At 59.3% G+C, this 20,222-nt stretch carries 15 protein-coding genes; 13 read left to right on the forward strand and 2 right to left on the reverse strand.

Features of this window, described 5'->3' with window-relative positions; translation table 11 throughout:
* The first annotated feature begins 9 nt into the window (after positions 1-9).
* From ACY8D3_RS01005 to rfbC, 5 genes are read left to right on the forward strand one after another with little or no spacing between them, the layout of a single operon-like run.
* A complete protein-coding gene (locus tag ACY8D3_RS01005; protein ID WP_462381124.1) occupies positions 10-972 on the forward strand; it encodes a hypothetical protein in 963 nt (320 codons plus the stop codon).
* A complete protein-coding gene (gene rfbB / locus ACY8D3_RS01010; RefSeq protein WP_462381126.1) occupies positions 969-2,042 on the forward strand; it encodes a dTDP-glucose 4,6-dehydratase in 1,074 nt (357 codons plus the stop codon). Before ACY8D3_RS01005 ends, rfbB begins: the two co-directional genes overlap by 4 nt.
* On the forward strand, positions 2,039-2,953 hold the full coding sequence (gene rfbD, locus ACY8D3_RS01015) for a dTDP-4-dehydrorhamnose reductase (RefSeq protein ID WP_462381127.1): 915 nt from the start codon (positions 2,039-2,041) through the stop codon (positions 2,951-2,953). Before rfbB ends, rfbD begins: the two co-directional genes overlap by 4 nt.
* The gene (gene rfbA / locus ACY8D3_RS01020; RefSeq protein WP_462381128.1) at positions 2,950-3,831 is read left to right on the forward strand and encodes a glucose-1-phosphate thymidylyltransferase RfbA; all 882 of its coding nucleotides are present in this window, start codon (positions 2,950-2,952) and stop codon (positions 3,829-3,831) included. The genes rfbD and rfbA overlap by 4 nt, the downstream gene beginning before the upstream one ends.
* Positions 3,831-4,379, forward strand: a complete 549-nt coding sequence (rfbC, locus tag ACY8D3_RS01025; protein WP_462381129.1) for a dTDP-4-dehydrorhamnose 3,5-epimerase — start codon at positions 3,831-3,833, stop codon at positions 4,377-4,379. Before rfbA ends, rfbC begins: the two co-directional genes overlap by 1 nt.
* 160 nt (positions 4,380-4,539) lie before the next feature.
* Here the strand turns inward: rfbC and ACY8D3_RS01030 are convergent, their stop codons facing one another.
* Positions 4,540-5,772: a glycosyltransferase gene (locus tag ACY8D3_RS01030; protein ID WP_462381130.1), complete on the reverse strand. Its 1,233-nt coding sequence runs from the start codon at positions 5,770-5,772 to the stop codon at positions 4,540-4,542.
* Positions 5,773-6,115: 343 nt separating this feature from the next.
* On the opposite strand from ACY8D3_RS01030, the gene ACY8D3_RS01035 reads away from it, so the two are divergent.
* Both ACY8D3_RS01035 and ACY8D3_RS01040 read left to right on the forward strand, forming a co-directional pair.
* Positions 6,116-7,519, forward strand: coding sequence for an MBL fold metallo-hydrolase (locus tag ACY8D3_RS01035; protein ID WP_462381131.1), 1,404 nt, complete (start codon positions 6,116-6,118; stop codon positions 7,517-7,519).
* An 84-nt stretch (positions 7,520-7,603) separates the two neighbouring features.
* Positions 7,604-8,536 carry a glycosyltransferase gene (locus ACY8D3_RS01040; protein WP_462381132.1) on the forward strand — a complete coding sequence of 311 codons (933 nt, stop codon included), beginning with the start codon at positions 7,604-7,606 and terminating at the stop codon, positions 8,534-8,536.
* Positions 8,537-8,542: 6 nt separating this feature from the next.
* On the opposite strand, the gene ACY8D3_RS01045 is transcribed toward ACY8D3_RS01040, so the two are convergent.
* Positions 8,543-9,673, reverse strand: a complete 1,131-nt coding sequence (locus ACY8D3_RS01045) for a glycosyltransferase family 4 protein (protein ID WP_462381133.1) — start codon at positions 9,671-9,673, stop codon at positions 8,543-8,545.
* A gap of 188 nt (positions 9,674-9,861) precedes the next feature.
* Here ACY8D3_RS01045 and ACY8D3_RS01050 point away from each other — a divergent pair, with 188 nt between their 5' ends.
* Genes ACY8D3_RS01050 through ACY8D3_RS01075 form a run of 6 tightly spaced genes read left to right on the forward strand, consistent with a single transcriptional unit; the run spans position 9,862 to position 20,206 of the window.
* Positions 9,862-11,580, forward strand: coding sequence for a type I secretion system permease/ATPase (locus ACY8D3_RS01050; protein ID WP_462381134.1), 1,719 nt, complete (start codon positions 9,862-9,864; stop codon positions 11,578-11,580).
* Between the two features lie 13 nt (positions 11,581-11,593).
* Positions 11,594-12,913, forward strand: coding sequence for an HlyD family type I secretion periplasmic adaptor subunit (locus ACY8D3_RS01055; protein ID WP_462381135.1), 1,320 nt, complete (start codon positions 11,594-11,596; stop codon positions 12,911-12,913).
* Positions 12,914-12,958: 45 nt separating this feature from the next.
* Entirely contained in the window at positions 12,959-14,365 is a 1,407-nt protein-coding gene (locus ACY8D3_RS01060; RefSeq protein ID WP_462384172.1) for a TolC family outer membrane protein, read from the forward strand.
* A 45-nt stretch (positions 14,366-14,410) separates the two neighbouring features.
* Entirely contained in the window at positions 14,411-15,205 is a 795-nt protein-coding gene (locus tag ACY8D3_RS01065; RefSeq protein ID WP_462381136.1) for an ABC transporter permease, read from the forward strand.
* Positions 15,202-16,404, forward strand: coding sequence for an ABC transporter ATP-binding protein (locus tag ACY8D3_RS01070; RefSeq protein WP_462381137.1), 1,203 nt, complete (start codon positions 15,202-15,204; stop codon positions 16,402-16,404). Before ACY8D3_RS01065 ends, ACY8D3_RS01070 begins: the two co-directional genes overlap by 4 nt.
* Positions 16,405-16,411: 7 nt before the next feature.
* A complete protein-coding gene (locus tag ACY8D3_RS01075) occupies positions 16,412-20,206 on the forward strand; it encodes a glycosyltransferase (RefSeq protein ID WP_462381138.1) in 3,795 nt (1,264 codons plus the stop codon).
* Positions 20,207-20,222 lie beyond the last annotated feature (16 nt).

Genomic DNA, 20,222 nt, shown 5'->3' on the forward strand with positions numbered 1-20,222 from the left:
GAGTTATCGATGCATATGTTTGTTTCGGGCCTGACCGAGAGAGCAGCGATGTGCTGCCTGGGCCATGTCGATAGCACTGCGCTGCAGTGGCAGCCGTCGTCGCTGTTCCTCGCCGAGGCAGAGCTTGCCACCGACGATCAGGGACACCGTTGGCTGTGGCTTTATCGTGCGCCTTGGTCACAAATGGCCATAGGAGAGGAACAGGACAATGCTGCCATGCTGCACCGCTGGCAGGTTCAACAACGCGCCGTACTGCAGTTGCGTCGCCATCTACGCCAGGGGCTTCTGCTGGTTAATGCGGACAGGGTCGCCCCGCAGGCTCTTGTTGAGCATTTGGGGCTGATTGGTGCTGGCTGCACCAGCGAACCCGCAGTAGCGTCACCGTTGTCCGCTGTGCTAGCCGGTGTGTTCGAGCGCCTGGCCCCTGAATGCTGGGAGCTATACGAGGCGCTTGAGGCCGCCTCGTGGCTTCCACAAGGCACTCCAGAGTTCCGCGCCAATCGCGAGCCGGCTCCCGCAGAGGCGTTGCCTGAGTTGCTCGACCTGCTGGTCAAAGGGCAGCGCCTGCCGGCACTTGAAGCGCAACTCGCTGGACAGGCGAGCGTGCTGACCGATACGCGCGCAGACCTTGAGCAAGCGGAGCGGCAGCTTGCGGAGGCCAGTGCCAAGCAGGACGAAATGAGCGCGGCACTAGCAGCTGCCGAAAAGCAGAGCCAGCAACACAACCAAGAGCTTCAGCGGTTGCAACAGCAGCTGTTCAGTACACAGTCCGAGCAGCAGTCTGTGAGAGAGGAAAACGATTTGTTACTGGCTCAGTTGCATGAGACGCAGGAGGAGTTGGAGGGCTACTATCTGGCCAACCGCGAGATTCTTAACACGATGGGGCAGTGTGAGCAGACACTGCACCGTGCTCGCCGGGCGATTGGGCAGATGGCTTCGCAACATGCCCTTAATCAGGGAGCTACTGCATGATCTTGGTAACTGGCGGGGCCGGCTTCATTGGTTCGAACTTCGTCCTGCAATGGTGCTCTGCCGCGGGTGAGCCGCTACTCAATCTGGACGCCCTCACCTATGCCGGCAATCTGGCAAATCTCGCTTCGCTTGACGGTAATCCGCAGCATAGGTTTCTCCATGGGGATATCCGTGACTGCTCGCTGCTGGATGCAATGTTTAGCAGGCACAAACCACGCGCGGTGTTGCACTTCGCCGCGGAGTCCCATGTCGATCGCTCGATCCACGGGCCTGAAGCGTTCGTTGATACCAACGTTGTCGGCACATTTCGCTTATTAGAAGCAGCGCGGAAGTACTGGAGCGGACTGGAGGGACAAGAAAAGGCGGAATTCCGGTTCCTGCACGTATCGACTGATGAAGTGTACGGCTCGCTTGGGCCAAATGACCCACCGTTTACCGAAACGACCGCCTACGCGCCGAATAGCCCTTACTCCGCTAGCAAGGCTGCCAGCGACCATATGGTGCGCGCTTATCACCATACCTACGGCCTTCCGGTACTGACGACCAATTGCTCGAACAACTATGGCCCTTATCATTTCCCGGAGAAGCTGATCCCGTTGATGATCGTCAACGCGCTGGCAGGTAGGCCGCTGCCGGTCTACGGCGATGGCCAGCAGATCCGTGATTGGCTTTACGTGGAGGACCATTGCTCGGCGATCCGCCGAGTGCTTGAAGCCGGAACGCCAGGCGAGGTGTACAACATTGGCGGCTGGAACGAGAAAGCCAACATCGACATAGTGAACGCGATTTGCGAACTGCTCGATGAACTCCGCCCGCTGCAACCGTCAAGTGGTCGCCGTTCCTATAAGGAGCAGATCACTTTCGTGGCTGACCGCCCTGGACATGACCGTCGTTACGCCATAGATGCCAGCAAGATAGAGCGTGAGCTGGGGTGGCGGCCGGCCGAGACGTTCGAGACCGGTATCCGCAAGACTGTGGAATGGTATCTGGCGAACCCAGACTGGGTTATCAGTGTGCTCGACGGCAGTTACCGCGACTGGGTCGACCTTCAGTACGGGACGGGCGCATGAAGATTCTGCTCTTGGGAAAGGACGGTCAGGTTGGTTATGAACTTCAGCGCAGCCTTGCGCCGCTGGGCGAGCTGGTAGCCCTCGGTCGTTCAGGTCAGGCGGGCCTGTGTGGTGATCTCGCAGATCTCGACGGCCTGCGCCGTACGGTTCGTCAGTTGCGACCGGATCTGATCGTGAACGCCGCTGCGTACACGGCGGTTGATCGTGCGCAGCACGAGCCGGCACTCGCCAGGTTGATCAATGCCGAAGCGCCGGGCGTGCTTGCGGCTGAAGCGGTCGAGGTTGGCGCCTGGTTGTTGCATTTCTCGACTGACTACGTATTCGATGGTGGCGGCTCGCGACCCTGGACGGAGAACGATCCGACCGTGCCACTATCCGTGTACGGCCAGACGAAGCTTCAGGGCGAGCAAGCCATTCGGGACGTCGACGCAAATCACCTGATATTTCGTACCAGCTGGGTCTACGCAGCTCGCGGTCATAACTTCATCAAGACCATGTTGCGGCTGGCAGGCGAGCGCTCTGCGCTCAGTGTCGTGGACGATCAGGTAGGCGCGCCTACGGGGGCTGAACTCCTCGCTGACGTTACCGCGCTGGCCGCACTGCGCCTATTCCAGAGCGACGGAGGGGCGCTAAGAGGTGTTTATCATCTCGCTGCGTCAGGGGAGACGACATGGTGCGGCCTTGCTCGCTACGCGTTGGAACAAGCCGAGCGTGCCGGGGTGCCACTGACGGTCCGCGCTCATGAAATCGAAGCCATCACAACCGAGCGGTACCCGACCCCCGCGCCGCGTCCGCGCAACTCCAGGTTAAACGTTGCCAAGCTGGAGGAGGCGTTTCATTTACGAATGCCGGACTGGCAGCAGGGCGTACAGCGCGTATTGAACGAACTTTTACCGGGAGGGAACGCATGAACCGCAAGGGAGTTTTGCTTGCTGGCGGCTCTGGTACGCGGCTGCATCCCGCCACGTTGGCGGTTTCCAAACAGCTGCTGCCTGTCTATGACAAGCCGATGGTTTATTACCCGCTGTGTACATTATTGCTGGCGGGCATTCGCGACATATTGATCATCTCCACACCACAGGACACCCCCAGGTTCGCGCAGCTGCTGGGCGACGGAAGCCAGTGGGGCGTCAACCTTTCGTATGCTGTGCAACCCAGCCCGGATGGTCTTGCTCAAGCGTTCATCATCGGATCCGATTTCATCGGCAACGATACGTCGGCTTTGGTACTGGGAGATAACATCTTCCATGGTCATGACTTTCAGCCGCTGGTCAAGAATGCACGCGCCCGGCAGGAGGGTGCCACCATCTTTGCCTACCACGTTCAGGATCCCGAGCGGTACGGCGTAGCTGAGTTCGACGAACGGGGCAAAGTGCTGTCCCTGGAAGAAAAACCAGCCGATCCAAAATCCAGCTATGCGGTGACCGGGTTGTATTTCTACGATAACCAGGCCGTCGACCTCGCGCGTTCGTTGAAGCCATCCGGACGAGGCGAACTTGAGATTACCGATCTCAATCAACTCTACCTTGATCAAGGCGCGCTGCATGTCGAGATCATGGGCCGCGGTTATGCCTGGCTCGATACAGGTACGCATGACAGTTTGCTCGAGGCTGGGCAGTTCATTGCCACAATGGAGAAGCGCCAGGGCTTGAAGATAGCCTGCCCGGAAGAGATCTGCTTCCGTGCCGGCTGGATCAGTGAAGAGCAGCTCGAGCGTCTGGCACACCCGATGCGAAAGAATGGGTACGGTCAGTACCTTCTAGGTCTGTTGAGCGAGAAGGTGTACTGATGGAAGCGACACGCTTGGCCATCCCTGAAGTCGTGATGTTCTCTCCGAAGGTCCATGGCGATGAGCGAGGCTTTTTCTTCGAGAGCTTCAATGCTCAGGCCTTCCACGCGCATACCGGAGTCGAGGCGAACTTCGTACAAGACAACCATTCCCGGTCCGTGACCAACGTACTGCGAGGCTTGCACTACCAGCTCCCCCCGCACGCCCAGGGCAAGCTGGTACGCGTGGTTCAGGGCACCGTGTTCGATGTTGCGGTTGATATACGTCGCTCCTCGCCTACCTTCGGTACATGGGTGGGTGTGACCCTCTCTGCCGAAAACAAGCGCCAACTCTGGATCCCGAAAGGCTTCGCCCACGGGTTCGTGACGATCAGTAGGACGGCTGAGTTTCTGTACAAGACCACTGATTACTACGCGCCGCAATCCGAACGCTGTATCGCATGGAATGATCCGGACCTGGCTATCGAATGGCCGGGCGATGGTGTTCCGCAGATATCTGCGAAGGACGCCGTGGGCGCGATGCTGCGTGAGGCAGAGCTGTTCGATTAAAGAATGCGGTGGGGGGGGGCACATCGGCTTCGGTATCGCTTGCACTCCTATGGCGAAATACAGCGAAGGGAGTGGCTCGTACCGCTCACGACGGACGAAGCGAAACGGATTTCGCTGTAACGCAGTCGGGGGCATGCCTGCCCAAGTGTTGACGCCCTGGCTATGCACCGGGGCTCGCCTCCGTCGACTCATCGAGTAGCCGAGCGTATGCGGGCAGGCTGACACGCTGCAAATCAAAGCGCGTAATGACTGTTTCACGTGCTCGCGCACGCATGGCCTCGTACGCTTCAGGCGCCTCCAGTGCATTGCACACGCGCTCGGAAAGGCCAACGATGTCGAAGAAGTCGACGAGCAAACCGTTCTTCCCGTCCTCGATGACTTCTTCAACCGGCGCTGTCCTGGAGCCTACTACCAGTGCACCGCAGCTCATGGCTTCGAGCACTGACCAGCCGAGTACGAAGGGGTAAGTCAGATAGACGTGGCAGCGCGTGATCTGCATGAGGCTTATGAAGACGGTGTGTGGGACTTTGCCCAGAAAGAACACTCGACTCGGGTCCAGTCCGGCAGCGACTTCGGCCAGGTAGCGGCTTCGGTAGGATCCGTTTTCAGGCGCACTGCCATAGCTGACGCCGTCGCCACCGACGATGAACACCTTGACGTTGGGGCGTTGGGCCATGATGGCTGGTAGCGCACGCATGAAGACGTGATACCCGCGGACGGGCTCCAGGTTTCTTACAACGAATGTAAGCACCTCATCGCCAGCACAGATTTCCAAGCCTCGGTCCGGCAATTTAATCACTGCATTTGGGTTAGGTATGCATAGCGCCGTGTCGATGCCTTCATGTATGAGGCGAACGTTCTGTGCGGCCCAGGCTGGCAACGTCGAAGCCTGGAATGCCGTCGGCGAAACGCCATAATCCATCGCCTCCATGGCTAATAAGAGGTTGGCATTTTTGCTCAAGAGCCGCGCATGTTCTTCAAAGCCCGGTTCTTTGAATTCGGGATCGAATCCCATATCGAAGCCTTCTGCTCGGTAAAAATACTCCATCAGGCAGATCAACTTCGCCCGCGGAAATACCGTCTTGAGCAGTAGGGCTTCGCCCCATCCGGGATGCGCCAGAATCACATCGGGTTCGAACCCTTTGGCTTTCAGGGATAAGGCCGCCTTGCTGGCTGCCTCGGCCCGAATCACCTTCGATTCGAATTCCTTGGCCCAAGGGTGCATGTCTTGAGTGGTGCCTTGAGCTGGCTGGTAGCGGACTACGTTATCCGCCGCGAAGGCGTTTGGCTTTTGCTCACCCAGCGCAATGACCTCATCACCGCGGTACATGCAGTAAGCAAACAGATGCTTGAATTGGCCGGGAAAATTCTGGTGAACGAAGAGGATTTTCAAGGGCCGCTCCCTGTGGGTTGCTTTTGCCGTTCCAAGGCGCACGCGAGCGCTTTTCGAACTGTGATGTGTAGCATCAATTCCAAAGTTTACCGGTCGCGCCATTGAGTCGCTAACGGGATCGCGAGGTCTAGAAATGATGCACCGGGAGCGGCCGGGCCTGTGTCGCAATTCTGCACGCCAGCGCATTCCCTCCCGTTTTCCGCTGATACCATCATTGGCTGCGTGCAGATGGAGCTGTGTGCGCTCGACTGTTCAGGACAAGGAGTAAGCGACAATGCCGTCACCCCGGATTACCCATCACGGCGCCAAGGACAGCGTTACCGGTTCGTGCCATCAGATATGGATGGATGAAACAAACAGCCTTCTGGTGGACTGCGGGTTGTTCCAGGGCCAGGACTCGAAAGGCGACGAACAGGAGTTGGCAGTCGAATTTCCGGTAGAGGGCATCCGGGCGTTGGTCGTAACGCACGTGCACATCGACCATGTTGGCCGTATCCCGCATCTACTTGCATCCGGCTTCGATGGCCCCATCCTGTGTAGCGAGCCTTCGGCTCGGCTGCTGCCTATCGTGCTTGAGGATGCCTTCAAACTTGGCGTCAGTCGCGATCCAAAGCATGTAGACCGCTACCTCCAGCTCGTCGAGCAGCGCATCATCGCGCTGCCATACGGCACATGGTTTACGCTGCTGAATACCGGGCCGCAGTCATGCCGCATCCGGCTCCAGCCCGCAGGACATGTGCTGGGGTCGGCCTATGTAGAACTCGATATGGGCCTGGATGAGGGCGAGTCGTGTCGCGTCGTATTCAGCGGCGATCTCGGCGCGCCTCATTCACCAATCCTGCCCGACCTGGTTCCGCCCGAGCGGGCGGATCTCTTGATCCTCGAAAGCACATACGGGGACCGTCGCCACGAAGATCGGCAAGCACGAACAGATCGATTGAAGGCGGTGATCGAGCGGGCACTGGCTGACGAGGGCACAGTGCTGATCCCGGCGTTCAGTATCGGGCGTACGCAGGAGCTTCTCTACGAACTGGAGCAAATTCTCCATGAGCAGGCAGGAGGTGAGGAGGCTGCGGGGGCAGGTCGTCCCTCAGCTCAGTCAACGGACGCGGCAGGTGACAGCGGCTCCGATGCGGAAATAGATTGGCCGCGCTTGCCGGTCATCCTGGATTCGCCGCTGGCGAGCCGTTTCACCAAGACGTACCGTGACTTGCAGGTCTTCTGGGATGACGAGGCCAGAACACGTCTGGAGGAGGGCCGCAAGCCACTAGCCTTCGAGCAACTGATCACGGTCGACAGCCATCAGGATCACCAGCGCGTTCTGGATTACCTCACCCGTACCGCACGCCCTGCGATCGTGATCGCGGGCAATGGGATGTGTTCGGGAGGGCGGATCGTCAACTATCTGAAGGCAATGCTTGGAGACGAACGGCACCATGTCGTGTTCGTTGGGTATCAGGCCGAGGGCACGCCCGGCCAGGCGATACAGACGTTCGGGCCCAAGGGCGGCTACGTCGATCTGGATGCCGAGCGTGTCGATATCCGGGCAAAGGTAGACAGCCTTGGCGGCTATTCGGCGCATGCGGACCAGGATGATCTGGTCGCGTTCGTGATGGGGATGCGCAGCTGGCCAACGGAAATCCGCTTGGTGCACGGCGAGCTACAATCAAAGAAGGCGCTCGCAGCGCGGCTGAGCCGATGCTACGAAGGGGCAGGGTTGGCGATCGACATTCCCGACGTATCGTGAAGCGACCGGTGCTTAATGAAAGTACAAGCCTGAAAGGGAGGATGCGAGTTGCTGGGTGAGTTTACGTTTCCGTTAGGCACGGCCGTGCAGCAACCTGAGGGCATCAAGGTGGCCGTGCTGTTGAGCACACTTAACGGTGCCGAACACCTGTCCGAGCAGTTGGACTCGATCGCTCGTCAGACCCACCAGAACTGGGTTATCCATATATGCGATGCGGGATCGAGCGACGGCACCGTGGGCATGATCGAACGGTATCGAGAAACGCTCGGTGCCAATCGGCTCATAGTCCATAGGAAGCCAGGCGGAACTGCATCCGGCATCTGGATGTACCTGTTGCGCAACAAGGCCATCAAGGCGGACCTGTATGCACTCGCCGGGCAGTCAGACATCTGGTATGACGACAAACTGGCCCGCAGCGTGGGCGGGCTTTTGTTCTGCCGGAGCGGCGAGCCGGGGCTGTATTGCGCGCGAAGCCGCCTTATCAATGCCGACGCGAAGGTCGTCGGGGAATCGCCATTGCTGACGCGTCCGCCTACGTTTGGCAACGCTCTGGTTCAGCGCCTCGGCAACCCGCATTCAATGGTATTCAACGAGGCCACGCGAAAACTACTGTGTGCCGCTCCGAAGCGGGCAAAGGTGGCGGCGCTGGATTGGCTGATCTATCTACTAGTTACCGGTTGCGAAGGGCGTATTGCCTACGATAGCGAGCCCGTACTGGATTACAGGGTTCGTGGAGCGGCGGACTATGAACACATGGGTTTGTTGCGACTGCCAAGCCGGATAACACAAGCGCTCTCGGGCGTCTCAAGACGGTGGAATGACGAGAACCTCACGGCCATACGCTTGGCACGCAAACACTTCAGCGATGTAAACCTTGAGCGGCTTGCCAACTTCGAGCGTGCTCGCGGGGCCTCACTCTGGAAGCGCGCGCACTTGTTGAGACGTGCGGATGCTCGGAGCCGTAGCGTGTTCGGCAATCTGGGTTTCTATCTCATGGCCAGCCTGAGAGGGCTGTAGCACCGTTCAGGGGTTTGCCGGGCGTTTTTCCGCTAGGACTTCATGGTAGACCGAGGCGACTTGCTCACACATCCGGTCCGCCGTGAACATCTGGTCGAAGCGCGCCTTTGCCTGCTGGCCCAGTCGCAACGCAAGCCCTTCTTCGTGCCAGAGGGTCTGCATGGCAGCGCTCAGGGCGTTTGCGTCGGCAGGCGGAATGACCAGACCGGTCTCGCCATTGAGGTTCACGAACGACGTACCCGTACCGATTTCGCACGAGATCATGGGCTTTCCGTGCATCGCCGCTTCGAGAAGCGAGATGCCGAACGCTTCCGACCTCAGGTGCGAGGGGAAGACAAAAGCATGGCAAAGTTCCAGGAGACAGTTCTTGTCTTCATCCGAAATGCGCCCTGTAAAAATGACCTGGTTCAGGCCGTGTTCTGCACAACGACGCTTGAGGTCGGCCTCTTCCGGCCCGGCCCCGGCGATGACGACCGGCATCGGACTTTTCGCGAGCGCATCCATAAGCGTGTGCAGGCCCTTGTAATAGCGCAGGACACCTACGAACAGAAAGAAGCGGGCAGGCAGGCGCGTTCGCCATTGGGCTAGCTGCTTCGTATCGGGGCGGACAACCGCCGCCTCGTCCAGACCGAACGGAATGATGCTGATCTTCTGTTCGCGCCCCTTGAGAACCGCGCTGCTTTCCACGTAATTGGGGGAGGCCACGATTACTCTGTCCATGCTGTCCAGAAAGCGATTCATCAGTGGGCGATAAAACCGAAGCAGTGTCTGCTGTTTCACGATGTCGGAGTGATAGCTGAGCACCGTAGGGCGGCCATGACGGGTCAGGAAGTGCACCATATCCATGGCTGGCCAAGGGAAATGGAAGTGTACGAGGTCGCATTGCCTGGCGAGCCTGGCAAACTCCGTGAACATGCCGAGGGCAAAGCCGGTAGACGCGAGATTGAACGTCTCGGCCACGCGGTGAACTGAATGGTGCTCAAGCTTGAGTTCGGCAGGAGAGGGGGTCGGGCTTAGGGTCAGGACCTGGCTATCAACTCCGTGTGGCCGTGTTCCTTCGCACAATTGGTAGATGACTTGCTCTATTCCCCCGGTAGTGTCGGGGAGGTAGGTCTTGAAGAAATGCAGTACCCGCATCGAAGTCGTCCGTCCGTCGCCTGGCTGCCGCGTGTTTTCGGCTAAATCCCAATGGTACGCGTGAAAGCACGTAATCCCTAGGCTGCAACGCATGGTCAGCCGCAGGGCAGCGAGGTCCGCATTGCTATCGACGGGCAGGAGCGAGTGCTAGACTAACCGACTTTTTAGGTCGTTTCGGTCTGGTAGTCATGTCGAGTGGTAGTGAAAACAGTCTGCGTCGCGCGCTCAAGGCGTGTCGGGGCAGCTTCCTTTCCGTGGGCTTTTTCAGCTTTTTCGTCAACGCATTGATGCTGGTGCCATCGTTCTACATGCTTCAGGTGTATGGACGTGTGGTCACCAGCGGGAGCGTCACTACGCTCGTCATGCTCACGTTGATCATGACCATCCTCATGGTGACGATGGGCGCCCTGGAGTGGACACGCTCTCGCATCATGGTCCGGGTAAGCACCAAGCTCGATGTATTGCTAAGCCGTGATGTCTACCGCGCCAGTTTTCGCCGTGCGCTTGCCAGCGGCGGTATGGATGCGTCGGCTCAGCCCCTTAATGACCTTACGGGCCTGAGACAGTTCCTTACCGGCAATGGGTTGTTCGCGTTTTTCGACGCACCCTGGCTGCCGGTCTACATTGGCGTCATGTTCCTGTTCCACCCGTGGTTCGGTTGGATTGCCATTGCCAGTGCCATCGTCCTGCTAATCCTGGCGTTCGCCAACGAGCGGCTGACTGGCAAGGCGCTTGCGGACGCCAACAAGGAAAATATTGGCGCCAGCCTCTACACCACCAAGAACCTGCGCAATGCCGAAGTCATCGAGTCCATGGGTATGCTTGAGTCGCTTATGGCACGTTGGGCCGAGCGCCAGAAGCGGGTCCTGGTGCTTCAGTCGCATGCGAGCGACAAGGGTGGCGCGATCAGCTCTATTTCCAAGACGTTCAGGATGCTGGTGCAGTCGCTGATCCTGGGCGTGGGTGCCTATCTGGTGGTCAATCACGAACTCAATCCGGGCATGATGATCGCCGGTTCGATTCTGCTGGGCCGTGCACTCGCGCCAATCGACATGATAATCGGCAGCTGGAAGGGCTTTATCAGTGCGCGTTCCCAGTACCAAAGACTGAACGACATTCTTTCCAAGCAGGAGGCCGAGCCCGAGCGCATGGCCCTTCCGGCGCCGGAAGGCAACGTGCTGGTCGAAAACCTAATCGTCACCGCGCCCGGGTCCAAATCGCCGATCATCAAGAACATCAGTTTCGCGGTGCCCGCTGGTAATGTCGTAGGCATCATCGGTCCGAGTGCGTCTGGCAAGTCGACGCTCGCACGCGCACTTTTGGGTGTCTGGACGCCGCAACATGGTGTCGTGCGTCTGGATGGTGCGGATGTCAACGCTTGGGACAAGAACCTTCTTGGCCCGCACGTAGGCTATCTGCCACAGGATATCGAACTGTTCGAGGGCACGGTCGGTGCCAACATTGCCCGGTTCGGCGACATCGACTCCGAAAAGGTCGTCGAGGCAGCGAAAAATGCGGGCGTACACGACATGATCCTGCGCCTGCCGGAAGGCTATGACACCGTCATCGGCAGCGAAGGTACGAACCTGTCGGGCGGCCAGCGTCAGCGAATTGGCTTGGCGAGAGCGATCTACGGCAAGCCACGGCTTATTGTTCTCGATGAGCCCAACTCGAACCTCGATGACCTGGGCGAGCGCGCACTTGCCAATACGCTGAAGGAGCTCAAGGACGGCGGAGCGACTGTTTTCGTCATCACCCATAGAACGAACATCCTGTCCCAGCTCGACCGGCTCCTGGTCATGAGTGGTGGCACGATCAGCATGTACGGTCCTCGCGACAAGGTCATGGCTGAACTCAATGCGCAACAGGCGGCTGCGATGCAGGCTGCCAGCAAGGCCAAGGCCTGAGTCGGAGTTTGAAATGAGCGCTCTTCCTTCATTGGACCAAAGTTTTTCCACGCTTCCTGTCTCTGACCGGCGCCCGCGTCTCATCGGACTGCTGATCGTATTCGTGACCTTCGGCCTTTTTGGCGTATGGGCCGCTGTGGCGCCGTTGAACAGCGCCGCGTTGGCGCCCGGTGTAGTGACCGTACAGACCTACCGCAAGACGGTTCAGCACCTTGAAGGCGGCATCGTTAAGGAACTCCTCGCCCGCGACGGGGATGTGGTCAAGCAGGGTGACCCGCTCATCGTGCTCGATGACACGCAGATTCGTGCCGAGTATGAAATGACCAAAAGCCAACTTATCGCGGCACAGGCGATGGAAGCCCGCTTACGGGCTGAGCAGGGCGATGCGGACGTGGTCGACTTCTCGCGTATGGCTGAGCCGGAAAGCCAGCGCGGCGTTGAGGCGCGGCAAAGCGAACAGCAGGTGTTTTTGGCCCGGCAGAGTTCCCGCCATGGTGAAGTGTCCGTCCTGCGCGAACGTGTTGGCCAGCTGAAGCAGCAGATCAATGGCCTGGAATCGATGATCCAGACCAAGGGTAGCCTTGAGAGATCCTATAGCGGCGAGATTGGTGAGCTGTCACAGCTTCTCAAGGAAGGCTATGTCGACAAGCAGCGCCTGCTCGATCAGCAGCGCAAGCTCGATATGCTCCGCGCAGAAATCGCCGATCACAAATCTGAAATCATCAAGACCCGCCTGCAGATCAGTGAGACGGAGCTGCAGATCGTGCAGCGCAACAAGGAATTCAATGCCGAGGTCGTCAACCAGCTCACGGAAGCGCAGAACAAGGTCTACGACTTCCAGGAACGCATGGCCGCGCTACGTGACAGACTGAGCCGCAGCGTTATCCGTGCGCCCGATGACGGCATGATCCTCGGTATGACCGTACATACGATTGGCGGCGTCGTGCGTGCCGCTACCCCTATCCTCGACATCGTACCTTCCGTATCGGATTTGATCGTCGAGGCTCAGGTAGCGCCCCACGATATCGACCGTGTCCATCCAGGCAAGGAAGCAGATATCCGCTTCAGTGCATTCAACAGCGCCACGACCCCAGTCATTCAGGGGCAGGTCCTAAGCGTTTCGGCTGACCGGCTTATCAACGAGGACACGGGCATGCCGTACTACCTTGCGCGCGTCGGCCTGACTGACGAGGGCGCCCGTAAGTTGGGAAGCCTTAAGCTGTTGCCCGGCATGCCCGCGGAAGTGCTGATCAATGCCGGTGAGCGGACGATGCTGCAGTACCTGATGCAGCCGGCAACGAATGCGTTCGCCCGCTCCATGATCGAGGAATAAGCGGTGCGTCGATTCGTTTTTGCTCCTTTGCTACTTTCATCAGTCATTGCATGCGCCGCTGTTCCTCCGGCGCCGCCTACGACGTCACCCAGCACCCCGCCTGCAACGTCGCCAACCTTGGAAAACGGTAACCAATCCGTGAACGCCAGCACGTATGCAGCGGATCTGCTGTCGCTCTATCAGGAGTCACGTCTTGAAGACCCTCGTGTGCTGGCTGCTTACGCACGCAGCCAGGGGGCCAAGGAGCGGCAGCGTGAGGCGTTCGGGGGCTTGCTTCCCCAGCTGACCGCCTCTGCAGGCTACAACCGGATTCGCCGTGACGCGACTACGGCCCAGGCACGTGAATATTACGACAGCGAGCGTTACGTGGTCGGTCTGCGGCAGCATCTGTTCAACCTGCCAGCTTGGGAGAACTACCAGAAGTTCAAGGCGCAGGCTCGGCAATCCGAGTACGAGGCGACTGAGGCGCAAGGCGAGGCAGCGATTGATCTCGCACAGCGCTATTTCACGGCGCTGGCTGCAGATGATGAGCTGGAGCTGATCATGGCAGAGCGGCGCACCACGCAGAAAAGCCTGGACAGGGTGCAGGCGCTTTTTGACAAGCAACTGGCGATGAAAACGGACGTCCTGGAACTCCAGGCGCGCGTCGATGTGCTGGCAGCCACCGAAGTTGAAGCACGGAACAGGGTGCGAGTGAGCCGTCAGGCACTGTCCGAGATCGTTGGACGGCCGGTGTCCGAGAAGCTTAGTCGTATCCGTGAGGATGTGAACCTGCAGGCTTCGGACGAACAGCTCCGTACGCTCATCGACGATGGATTGGCCGCGAATCCGGGGCTTCAGGCACGCCTTAGTGCGGTATCGGTTGCCAGCTCGGCGGTCAAGGAGGGGCAGGGCGGGCACTACCCATCCGTTAGCCTCAACCTGAACGCACAGCAGAGCACGGTTGGTTACGACAACGCCCTTGCTCCGCGAACGGATACCTATGTCGCGGCTGTCGAGGTACAGGTCCCGTTGTATTCGGGCGGCTCGACGTCTGCCCGAGTGCGCGCACTGGAGCAGGATCGCATCGTCGCAGAGGAGCAGCTCGAGGCCTCACGCCGCGAGGTGGTCAAGGAAATCACCAATGCGTACCTGACCGCAGATTCCAGTGTCGAGAAGGTGCGTGCTTCTCGTCGTGCTCTTGAGTCGGCCGAGGCGTCAAGCAAGGCGGCCGAACGTGGCTTCACCTTTGGTGTGGTAAATAGCGTCGACGTACTGAACGCGGTTCAGAATGAGTATTCCGCCCGGCGGGACCTGCTGAAGGCGCAATATGATTTCGTGACCAACCTGTTGGTACTGAACCGATGGGTCGGTCGGTTGTCCAGGCAAACGGTCGAAAACGTCAACGTCTGGTTAGCCCAGGACGACCAGCCGCGAGCTCTCGAAACGCGTCCGCAGGACACAGGCGAGTAAGCGAACTCGCCTTTCCCGCGTCAGCGTCTATATAAGGTCCAATGCTTGAATCGACAACTCCAGGAACTATGGCGTGCGCGCCATTTCATTCGAAACTCCATCAAGAACGAATTCGTCTCTCGCGTCATCAGAAGCCGTCTGGGCATGCTCTGGGTGGTGCTCTATCCCCTGGCACAGGTTGCGATCTACGCATTCGTACTCTCGGTCGTGATGTCTGCCAAGCTTCCAGGTATGACAAACGCCTATGCGTACCCGATCTACCTCACGGCAGGCATTCTTGCCTGGTCGCTGTTCGCCGAGGTGGTAAGCCGTTCGCTGAACCTGTTCATCGAGAACGGCAACCTGCTCAAGAAGCTGGTATTCCCCAGGCTCGCCCTTCCGGTGATCATGGCTGGCAGCGCATTACTCAATAACCTGCTGCTGTTGCTCGCGGTCCTTGGCATCTTCGCCCTCCTGGGGCATATGCCTGGCTTGGCGATCCTCTGGTTACCAGTGCTTATTTTGTTGATGCTGGGGCTCGCACTCGGTCTTGGCCTTGCCCTTGGATTGCTGAACGTATTCATCCGCGACATTGGGCAACTGGTGACGATTGTCCTGCAGTTCGGTTTCTGGCTTACCCCCATCGTCTATCACATCGACCTGATCAGCGAGCAGTACCGGCACTACCTGTACCTCAATCCACTGACCGCGATCGTCCAGGGGTACCAACAGGTCCTGGTCTACGGCAATGCACCGAGCTTTTCGTTATTGGTCTATCCGGCGGTTGTGGCTTTGCTCGCGGGCATAGCCGCGATCCTGCTGTATCGCCGTGGTATTGATGAAGTGGTGGACGTGCTATGACATGGGCGCTACAAGTCGACTCGGTAACCAAGGCGTTTCGCCGTTACCGGAATGAATTCCATCGCCTCCTGTCGTGGTGCGGCCTACGGGCCGGTAGCAGTGAGCTGACCGAAGTTCTCCATGGGATCAGCTTTGAGCTGGGCCAAGGCGAGGCAGTGGGGCTTATCGGTCTGAATGGGGCGGGCAAGAGTACCCTGCTCAAGATCATCACAGGCACGCTCAAGCCAACGTCCGGCCAGGTACGTATCAATGGCAGGGTGGCTGCCATCCTTGAGCTCGGGATGGGATTCAATCCCGAGCTGACGGGGCGTCAGAACGTCTATCACGTTGCCGGGCTCATGGGGCACGGCCCAGAGGCGATAGAAGGATTCATCGCGGATATCCAGGGCTTTTCCGAGCTTGGCGACTACTTCGACCGGCCCGTGCGGGTGTATTCCAGCGGCATGCAGATGCGTCTGGCATTCAGCATTGCAACGGCAGAGCGCCCCGAGATTCTCATCGTTGACGAAGCCTTGTCGGTTGGAGATGCCTACTTCCAGCACAAAAGCTTTGACCGTATCCGCCAGTTCGCGAGAGCAGGTACGACGCTGTTGCTCGTCAGCCATGACAAGCAGGCCATCCAGAGCATTTGTACGCGGGCTATCCTGCTTCACCAGGGGCGGGTCGCGTTGGAAGGCTCGCCAGATGAGGTGATGGACTATTACAACGCCATGCTCGCGGACCATCAGGATCAGCAGATATCCGACGGTGCGACTGGAGGGTTGCTCTCCGGAACCGGCGAGGCCGTGTTTACCAACCTCAGCCTGCAGGACGCAAAAGGCGAGGCTATCGAAGTGGTGGATGTGGGCCAGGATGTGACGCTTCGCATCCAGGCGGACTGCACGGTCCAAATGCCTGACCTCGTTGCCGGCTTTCTGATCAAGGATCGCTACGGCCAGGATGTATTCGGAACCAATACGCGTCAGCTCGACGCCGTGCGTTACAACGTTTCGGCAGGGTCCAGCCAGTCCTGGTCGTTCAGCTTTCCGGCAAACATCGGTCCTGGTACTTACTCCATCACCATCGCGCTGCACAGCCATGCGGGACACATCGAGCACAATTATGCGTGGCAAGAGCGGGCGTTGATGTTCGAAGTCGTCAATCGTTCGAAACCTGAATTTTCCGGAGTCGCCTGGCTACCGGTTCACGCTGGAGAATGAGGCTGCCATGAGTCAGGACTTTTATCGCGCGCTCGAGGAGCGCTTCCGGGCATCACGCGAGGAAATTCTTCGGCGGCTAGGCGTGTATCGACCATTTCTCGATGCGCTCCGCACACTTCGCACTCAGCCCAGGGCATTTGATATCGGCTGTGGCCGTGGCGAATGGATCGAATGGCTGGTGGAGCAAGGGTTTGAGGCTCAGGGTGTCGATCTGGATGATTCGATGCTCGCAGCCTGCCACGAGCGCGGCCTCGATGTGCGCAACCGCGACGCACTGGAGACATTGAAAGCAGCGCAGGACGCCAGCTTCGAACTCGTCAGCGCGTTCCACGTTGTCGAGCACCTCCCGTTTGATTACTTGCGAGATCTGCTCGCCGAAGCGCATCGTGTGCTGGCACCGGGTGGCTTGATCATCCTCGAGACACCCAACAGCGAAAACTTGGTTGTTGGCACCAATAACTTCTATTTTGACCCGACGCATGAGCGGCCCGTCCCGGCACTCTTCCTGGATTTCCTCTGCGATTACAGCGGCTTCGGGCGTCGGAACGTCCTACGCCTTCAGGAAGATCCAGCCCTTCACAATGCGAATGCCGAGATTGGCCTATGGCAGGTCCTGTACGGGGTAAGTCCGGACTATGCCGTCGTTGCCCAGAAGGGCACCTCTGCGCCCGAAATAGCCGCGGCCTTCGACACGTTGTTCGCCCAGCGCACCGGGTTCGATCTGCCCGCTCTTGCCAATCGTCACGATGAGGCGCAGCGACACGTCCGCAGGGAAGTAGACGATACGCTGCGAAGCCAGAGCGAGCGGATCGAGCAGCTCACGCGCGCAATCGGTGTCATGCAAGCCAACTACGAGCGGGAAATCGCTGAACTTCGCGCGCGCGTGAATGGCGACTTGAGAGCTGAGTTGCGTGCTGAAATCCGTAGTGAGCTGGATGTGCTTCCGCGTCGCTGGCTGCGCTGGATGCGCCGCACGGAGCGAGTGGCGGTCAAGCTGCGTCATCTGGATCGCCCGGGGTTCAAGCATCTGGTCGCCCGGTCGCTGCGGCCTCCTGTATCAGCGCTGGCAGGCTGGACCGAGCGCTCGCCCGGAGCGCAGCGCTTTTTAAGCCGAACAGGTAAGGGCATGCCGTCCGTTGCCCGTCGGGTTTCGCACTATGTCGACGTGATCCGGAACCTTGATACAGGTCTGGCGAAAGCTAACGAAGTCATAGAACCCGTTGATTTGTCAGCCGCCAGCTCGGGTTACTCGGAAAGAACCATTTATATCGCGCGGCAGCTGGTTCGCAGGGCACCCCCAGGTAATACCACGCGGACGGACAATGCCCGCCCGCGCCTGGCTTATGTCTCTCCGCTGCTTCCTCTTCGAACAGGTATCGCCGATTACAGCGGCGAGCTTCTGCCGCAGCTGGCAAATCATTACGACATCGACGTCGTGGTGGCGCAGGAGTCCATTGAGGACGCATGGGTCAATGCGCATGGCATCGCAGTGCGCAATGCGGATTGGCTGCGTGAAAACGCCGCTGAGTGCGATGCCGTTCTCTATCATGTCGGGAACAGCGGCTTCCACACCTGGATCGCCTCATTGCTGGCGGACGTGCCAGGCACCGTCGTGTTACACGACTTCTACCTCAGCGGCTTGATCTGGGCTCAGGACGTTGAACCTGGCCTAGAAGGTACCAAGTGGCGTGAGCTGTACTACGCGCACGGCAACGAGGCGATAATCGCGTTGCGGAGAGCAGTGGATGAGGGCAACGTTGCCTTCCGTTACCCCTTCAATCGAAGGATCCTGGAGCAGGCAAACGGCGTAATCGTGCATTCGCCGGTTTCCTTCCGTCTGGCAGAGCAATGGTTGGGGACACACGCCACGGCGGATTGGGCCTTGGTGCCGCACCTCAGGGTTGCGCCAGAGTCAGCCGATACGCGAGCCGCGCGTGCGGAGCTGGGTATTGCGAACGATGCATTCGTCGTCTGTTCGTTCGGCGAGCTCGGTGTCACCAAGTTGAACGATCGCCTGTTGGAGGCCTGGATCGACTCAGCGCTTTCTGCTGATCCGCGTGCCTTGCTGGTGTTCGTTGGGCAACTGGGGGAAACCCCCTATGGCGAGGCTCTCCGTCAGCGTATAGCGGAGAGCGGGCGCGAGTCCCAAATCCGCATTACGGGCTGGGCTGATTTACCAACGTTCCGCGGATATCTGGCCGCTGCCGATGTTGGCGTTCAGTTGCGTACGCTGTCTCGCGGTGAAACGTCCGGTACCGTACTCGATTGCATGAACCATGGGTTGCCAACCATCGTGAATGCAAACGGTAGCATGGCGGACTTGCCAGACGACGCGGTCCTGAAACTCCGAGACGATTTCGACAGTACCGAACTGGTAGCGGCGCTCGAACAACTTTACAAAGATGAGCAGGCGCGCAGCGCACTGGGTCAGAGAGCACTGGCCGCGGTCAGGGAGCGGCACGACCCCGCCCGGTGCGCCGAAGGCTATCGTGAGGCGCTTGAGCGATTCAGTGCGCGATCCAGAAGGCTCGCGGAGCAGGCAGCTGGATTGCCTGCGCGGGCCAGTGCCAGGGAAGTCTTCCTCGAGGCAGATCGCATCGAGCAGACATTACCCGCGCCGCTGCGCCAGCCCCAACTGCTGCTGGACATCACGGCAACCCACGCACACGACCGCAATACCGGTATTGAACGCGTCGCGCGGGCGCTGACGGTGGCCTTTCTGGAGAACCCGCCGGCAGGCTATCGCGTAGAGCCGGTCTACCTACAGGAGCACGAGGGCGCTTGGCACTATCGCTACGCATCCGCCTACACGGCGAAGCTGTTCGATATCCCCAACTGTATTCCCGATAGCGGCATCGACGTGCGCGACGGCGATCGCCTCATCGCGCTGGATATTTCGGGTGATGCCTTCGTTCACGCCATGCGTCACGGCCTCTTTGATCGGATGCGTGCGAGCGGCGTGCATTGCCGTGTGCTGGTTCATGACCTTTTGCCTATCACACGCCCGTCGCTTTTCCCGGATCGAGCGAAGCAGCACTTCGATGCCTGGCTCAACGCCGTGCTGCGCCTGGATGGCGTGGTATGCGTCACCCAAACCGTGGCCGAAGAGCTCCGTGCATGGATAAGACGCAGCGCACGTTGGCGGGAGGGTGCCTTTGCGATCGACTATTCGCACCACGGCGCCGACGTCGCCAACTCCGCGCCAACGTGCGGCATGCCGGAGTCCGCTGAGCAGCTGTTTTCAGCGCTTCGGGCACGTCCGAGCGTATTGATGGTTGGCACCATCGAACCACGAAAGAATCACGAACAGGCCTTATCGGCGTTCGAGCAGCTCTGGGCGCGCGGTGCCGACATTAACCTCGTCATTGTGGGGCGCGAAGGCTGGACTGCGCTGCCCGATAACGAGCGGCGAGGGATCCCGGCGCTGGTGCAGCGGCTTCGGAACCATCCGCAACGCAACGAACGGCTCTTCTGGCTGGATGACGTCAGCGATGAATGCCTGGAGCAGCTCTACGGACTGTGCAATGGACTTCTCGCCTGCTCCGAGGACGAGGGCTTCGGCCTACCGTTGATAGAGGCCGCTCAACATGGAATGCCAATCCTCGCCAGGGACATCCCTGTTTTCCGCGAAGTGGCAGGCGAGCATGCCGCTTTCTTCCAGGCGGATTCGCCCGGGCCGCTGGCAGATGCGCTCGAAGGGTGGGTAGCGGATGGGTTCCAGCCCAGCTCCCAAGGCATGCCGTGGTTGACGTGGCAACGAAGCGCGGCCAATCTCGCGCAGCTTTTGACCCAGGCACGATGACAGGAAGGGAATGATT

Source organism: Pseudomonas sp. Marseille-QA0892, from assembly GCF_054950135.1.

Bases quoted from the DNA above. Each gene is read 5' to 3' on its own strand.
- rfbC (WP_462381129.1), top strand. From the start codon at position 3,831: ATGGAAGCGACACGCTTGGCCATCCCTGAAGTCGTGATGTTCTCTCCG.
- ACY8D3_RS01075 (WP_462381138.1), top strand. From the start codon at position 16,412: ATGAGTCAGGACTTTTATCGCGCGCTCGAGGAGCGCTTCCGGGCATCA.
- rfbD (WP_462381127.1), top strand. From the start codon at position 2,039: ATGAAGATTCTGCTCTTGGGAAAGGACGGTCAGGTTGGTTATGAACTT.
- ACY8D3_RS01045 (WP_462381133.1), bottom strand. From the start codon at position 9,673: ATGCGGGTACTGCATTTCTTCAAGACCTACCTCCCCGACACTACCGGG.
- ACY8D3_RS01005 (WP_462381124.1), top strand. From the start codon at position 10: ATGCATATGTTTGTTTCGGGCCTGACCGAGAGAGCAGCGATGTGCTGC.
- rfbB (WP_462381126.1), top strand. From the start codon at position 969: ATGATCTTGGTAACTGGCGGGGCCGGCTTCATTGGTTCGAACTTCGTC.
- ACY8D3_RS01050 (WP_462381134.1), top strand. From the start codon at position 9,862: ATGTCGAGTGGTAGTGAAAACAGTCTGCGTCGCGCGCTCAAGGCGTGT.
- ACY8D3_RS01070 (WP_462381137.1), top strand. From the start codon at position 15,202: ATGACATGGGCGCTACAAGTCGACTCGGTAACCAAGGCGTTTCGCCGT.
- rfbA (WP_462381128.1), top strand. From the start codon at position 2,950: ATGAACCGCAAGGGAGTTTTGCTTGCTGGCGGCTCTGGTACGCGGCTG.
- ACY8D3_RS01035 (WP_462381131.1), top strand. From the start codon at position 6,116: ATGGATGAAACAAACAGCCTTCTGGTGGACTGCGGGTTGTTCCAGGGC.
- ACY8D3_RS01055 (WP_462381135.1), top strand. From the start codon at position 11,594: ATGAGCGCTCTTCCTTCATTGGACCAAAGTTTTTCCACGCTTCCTGTC.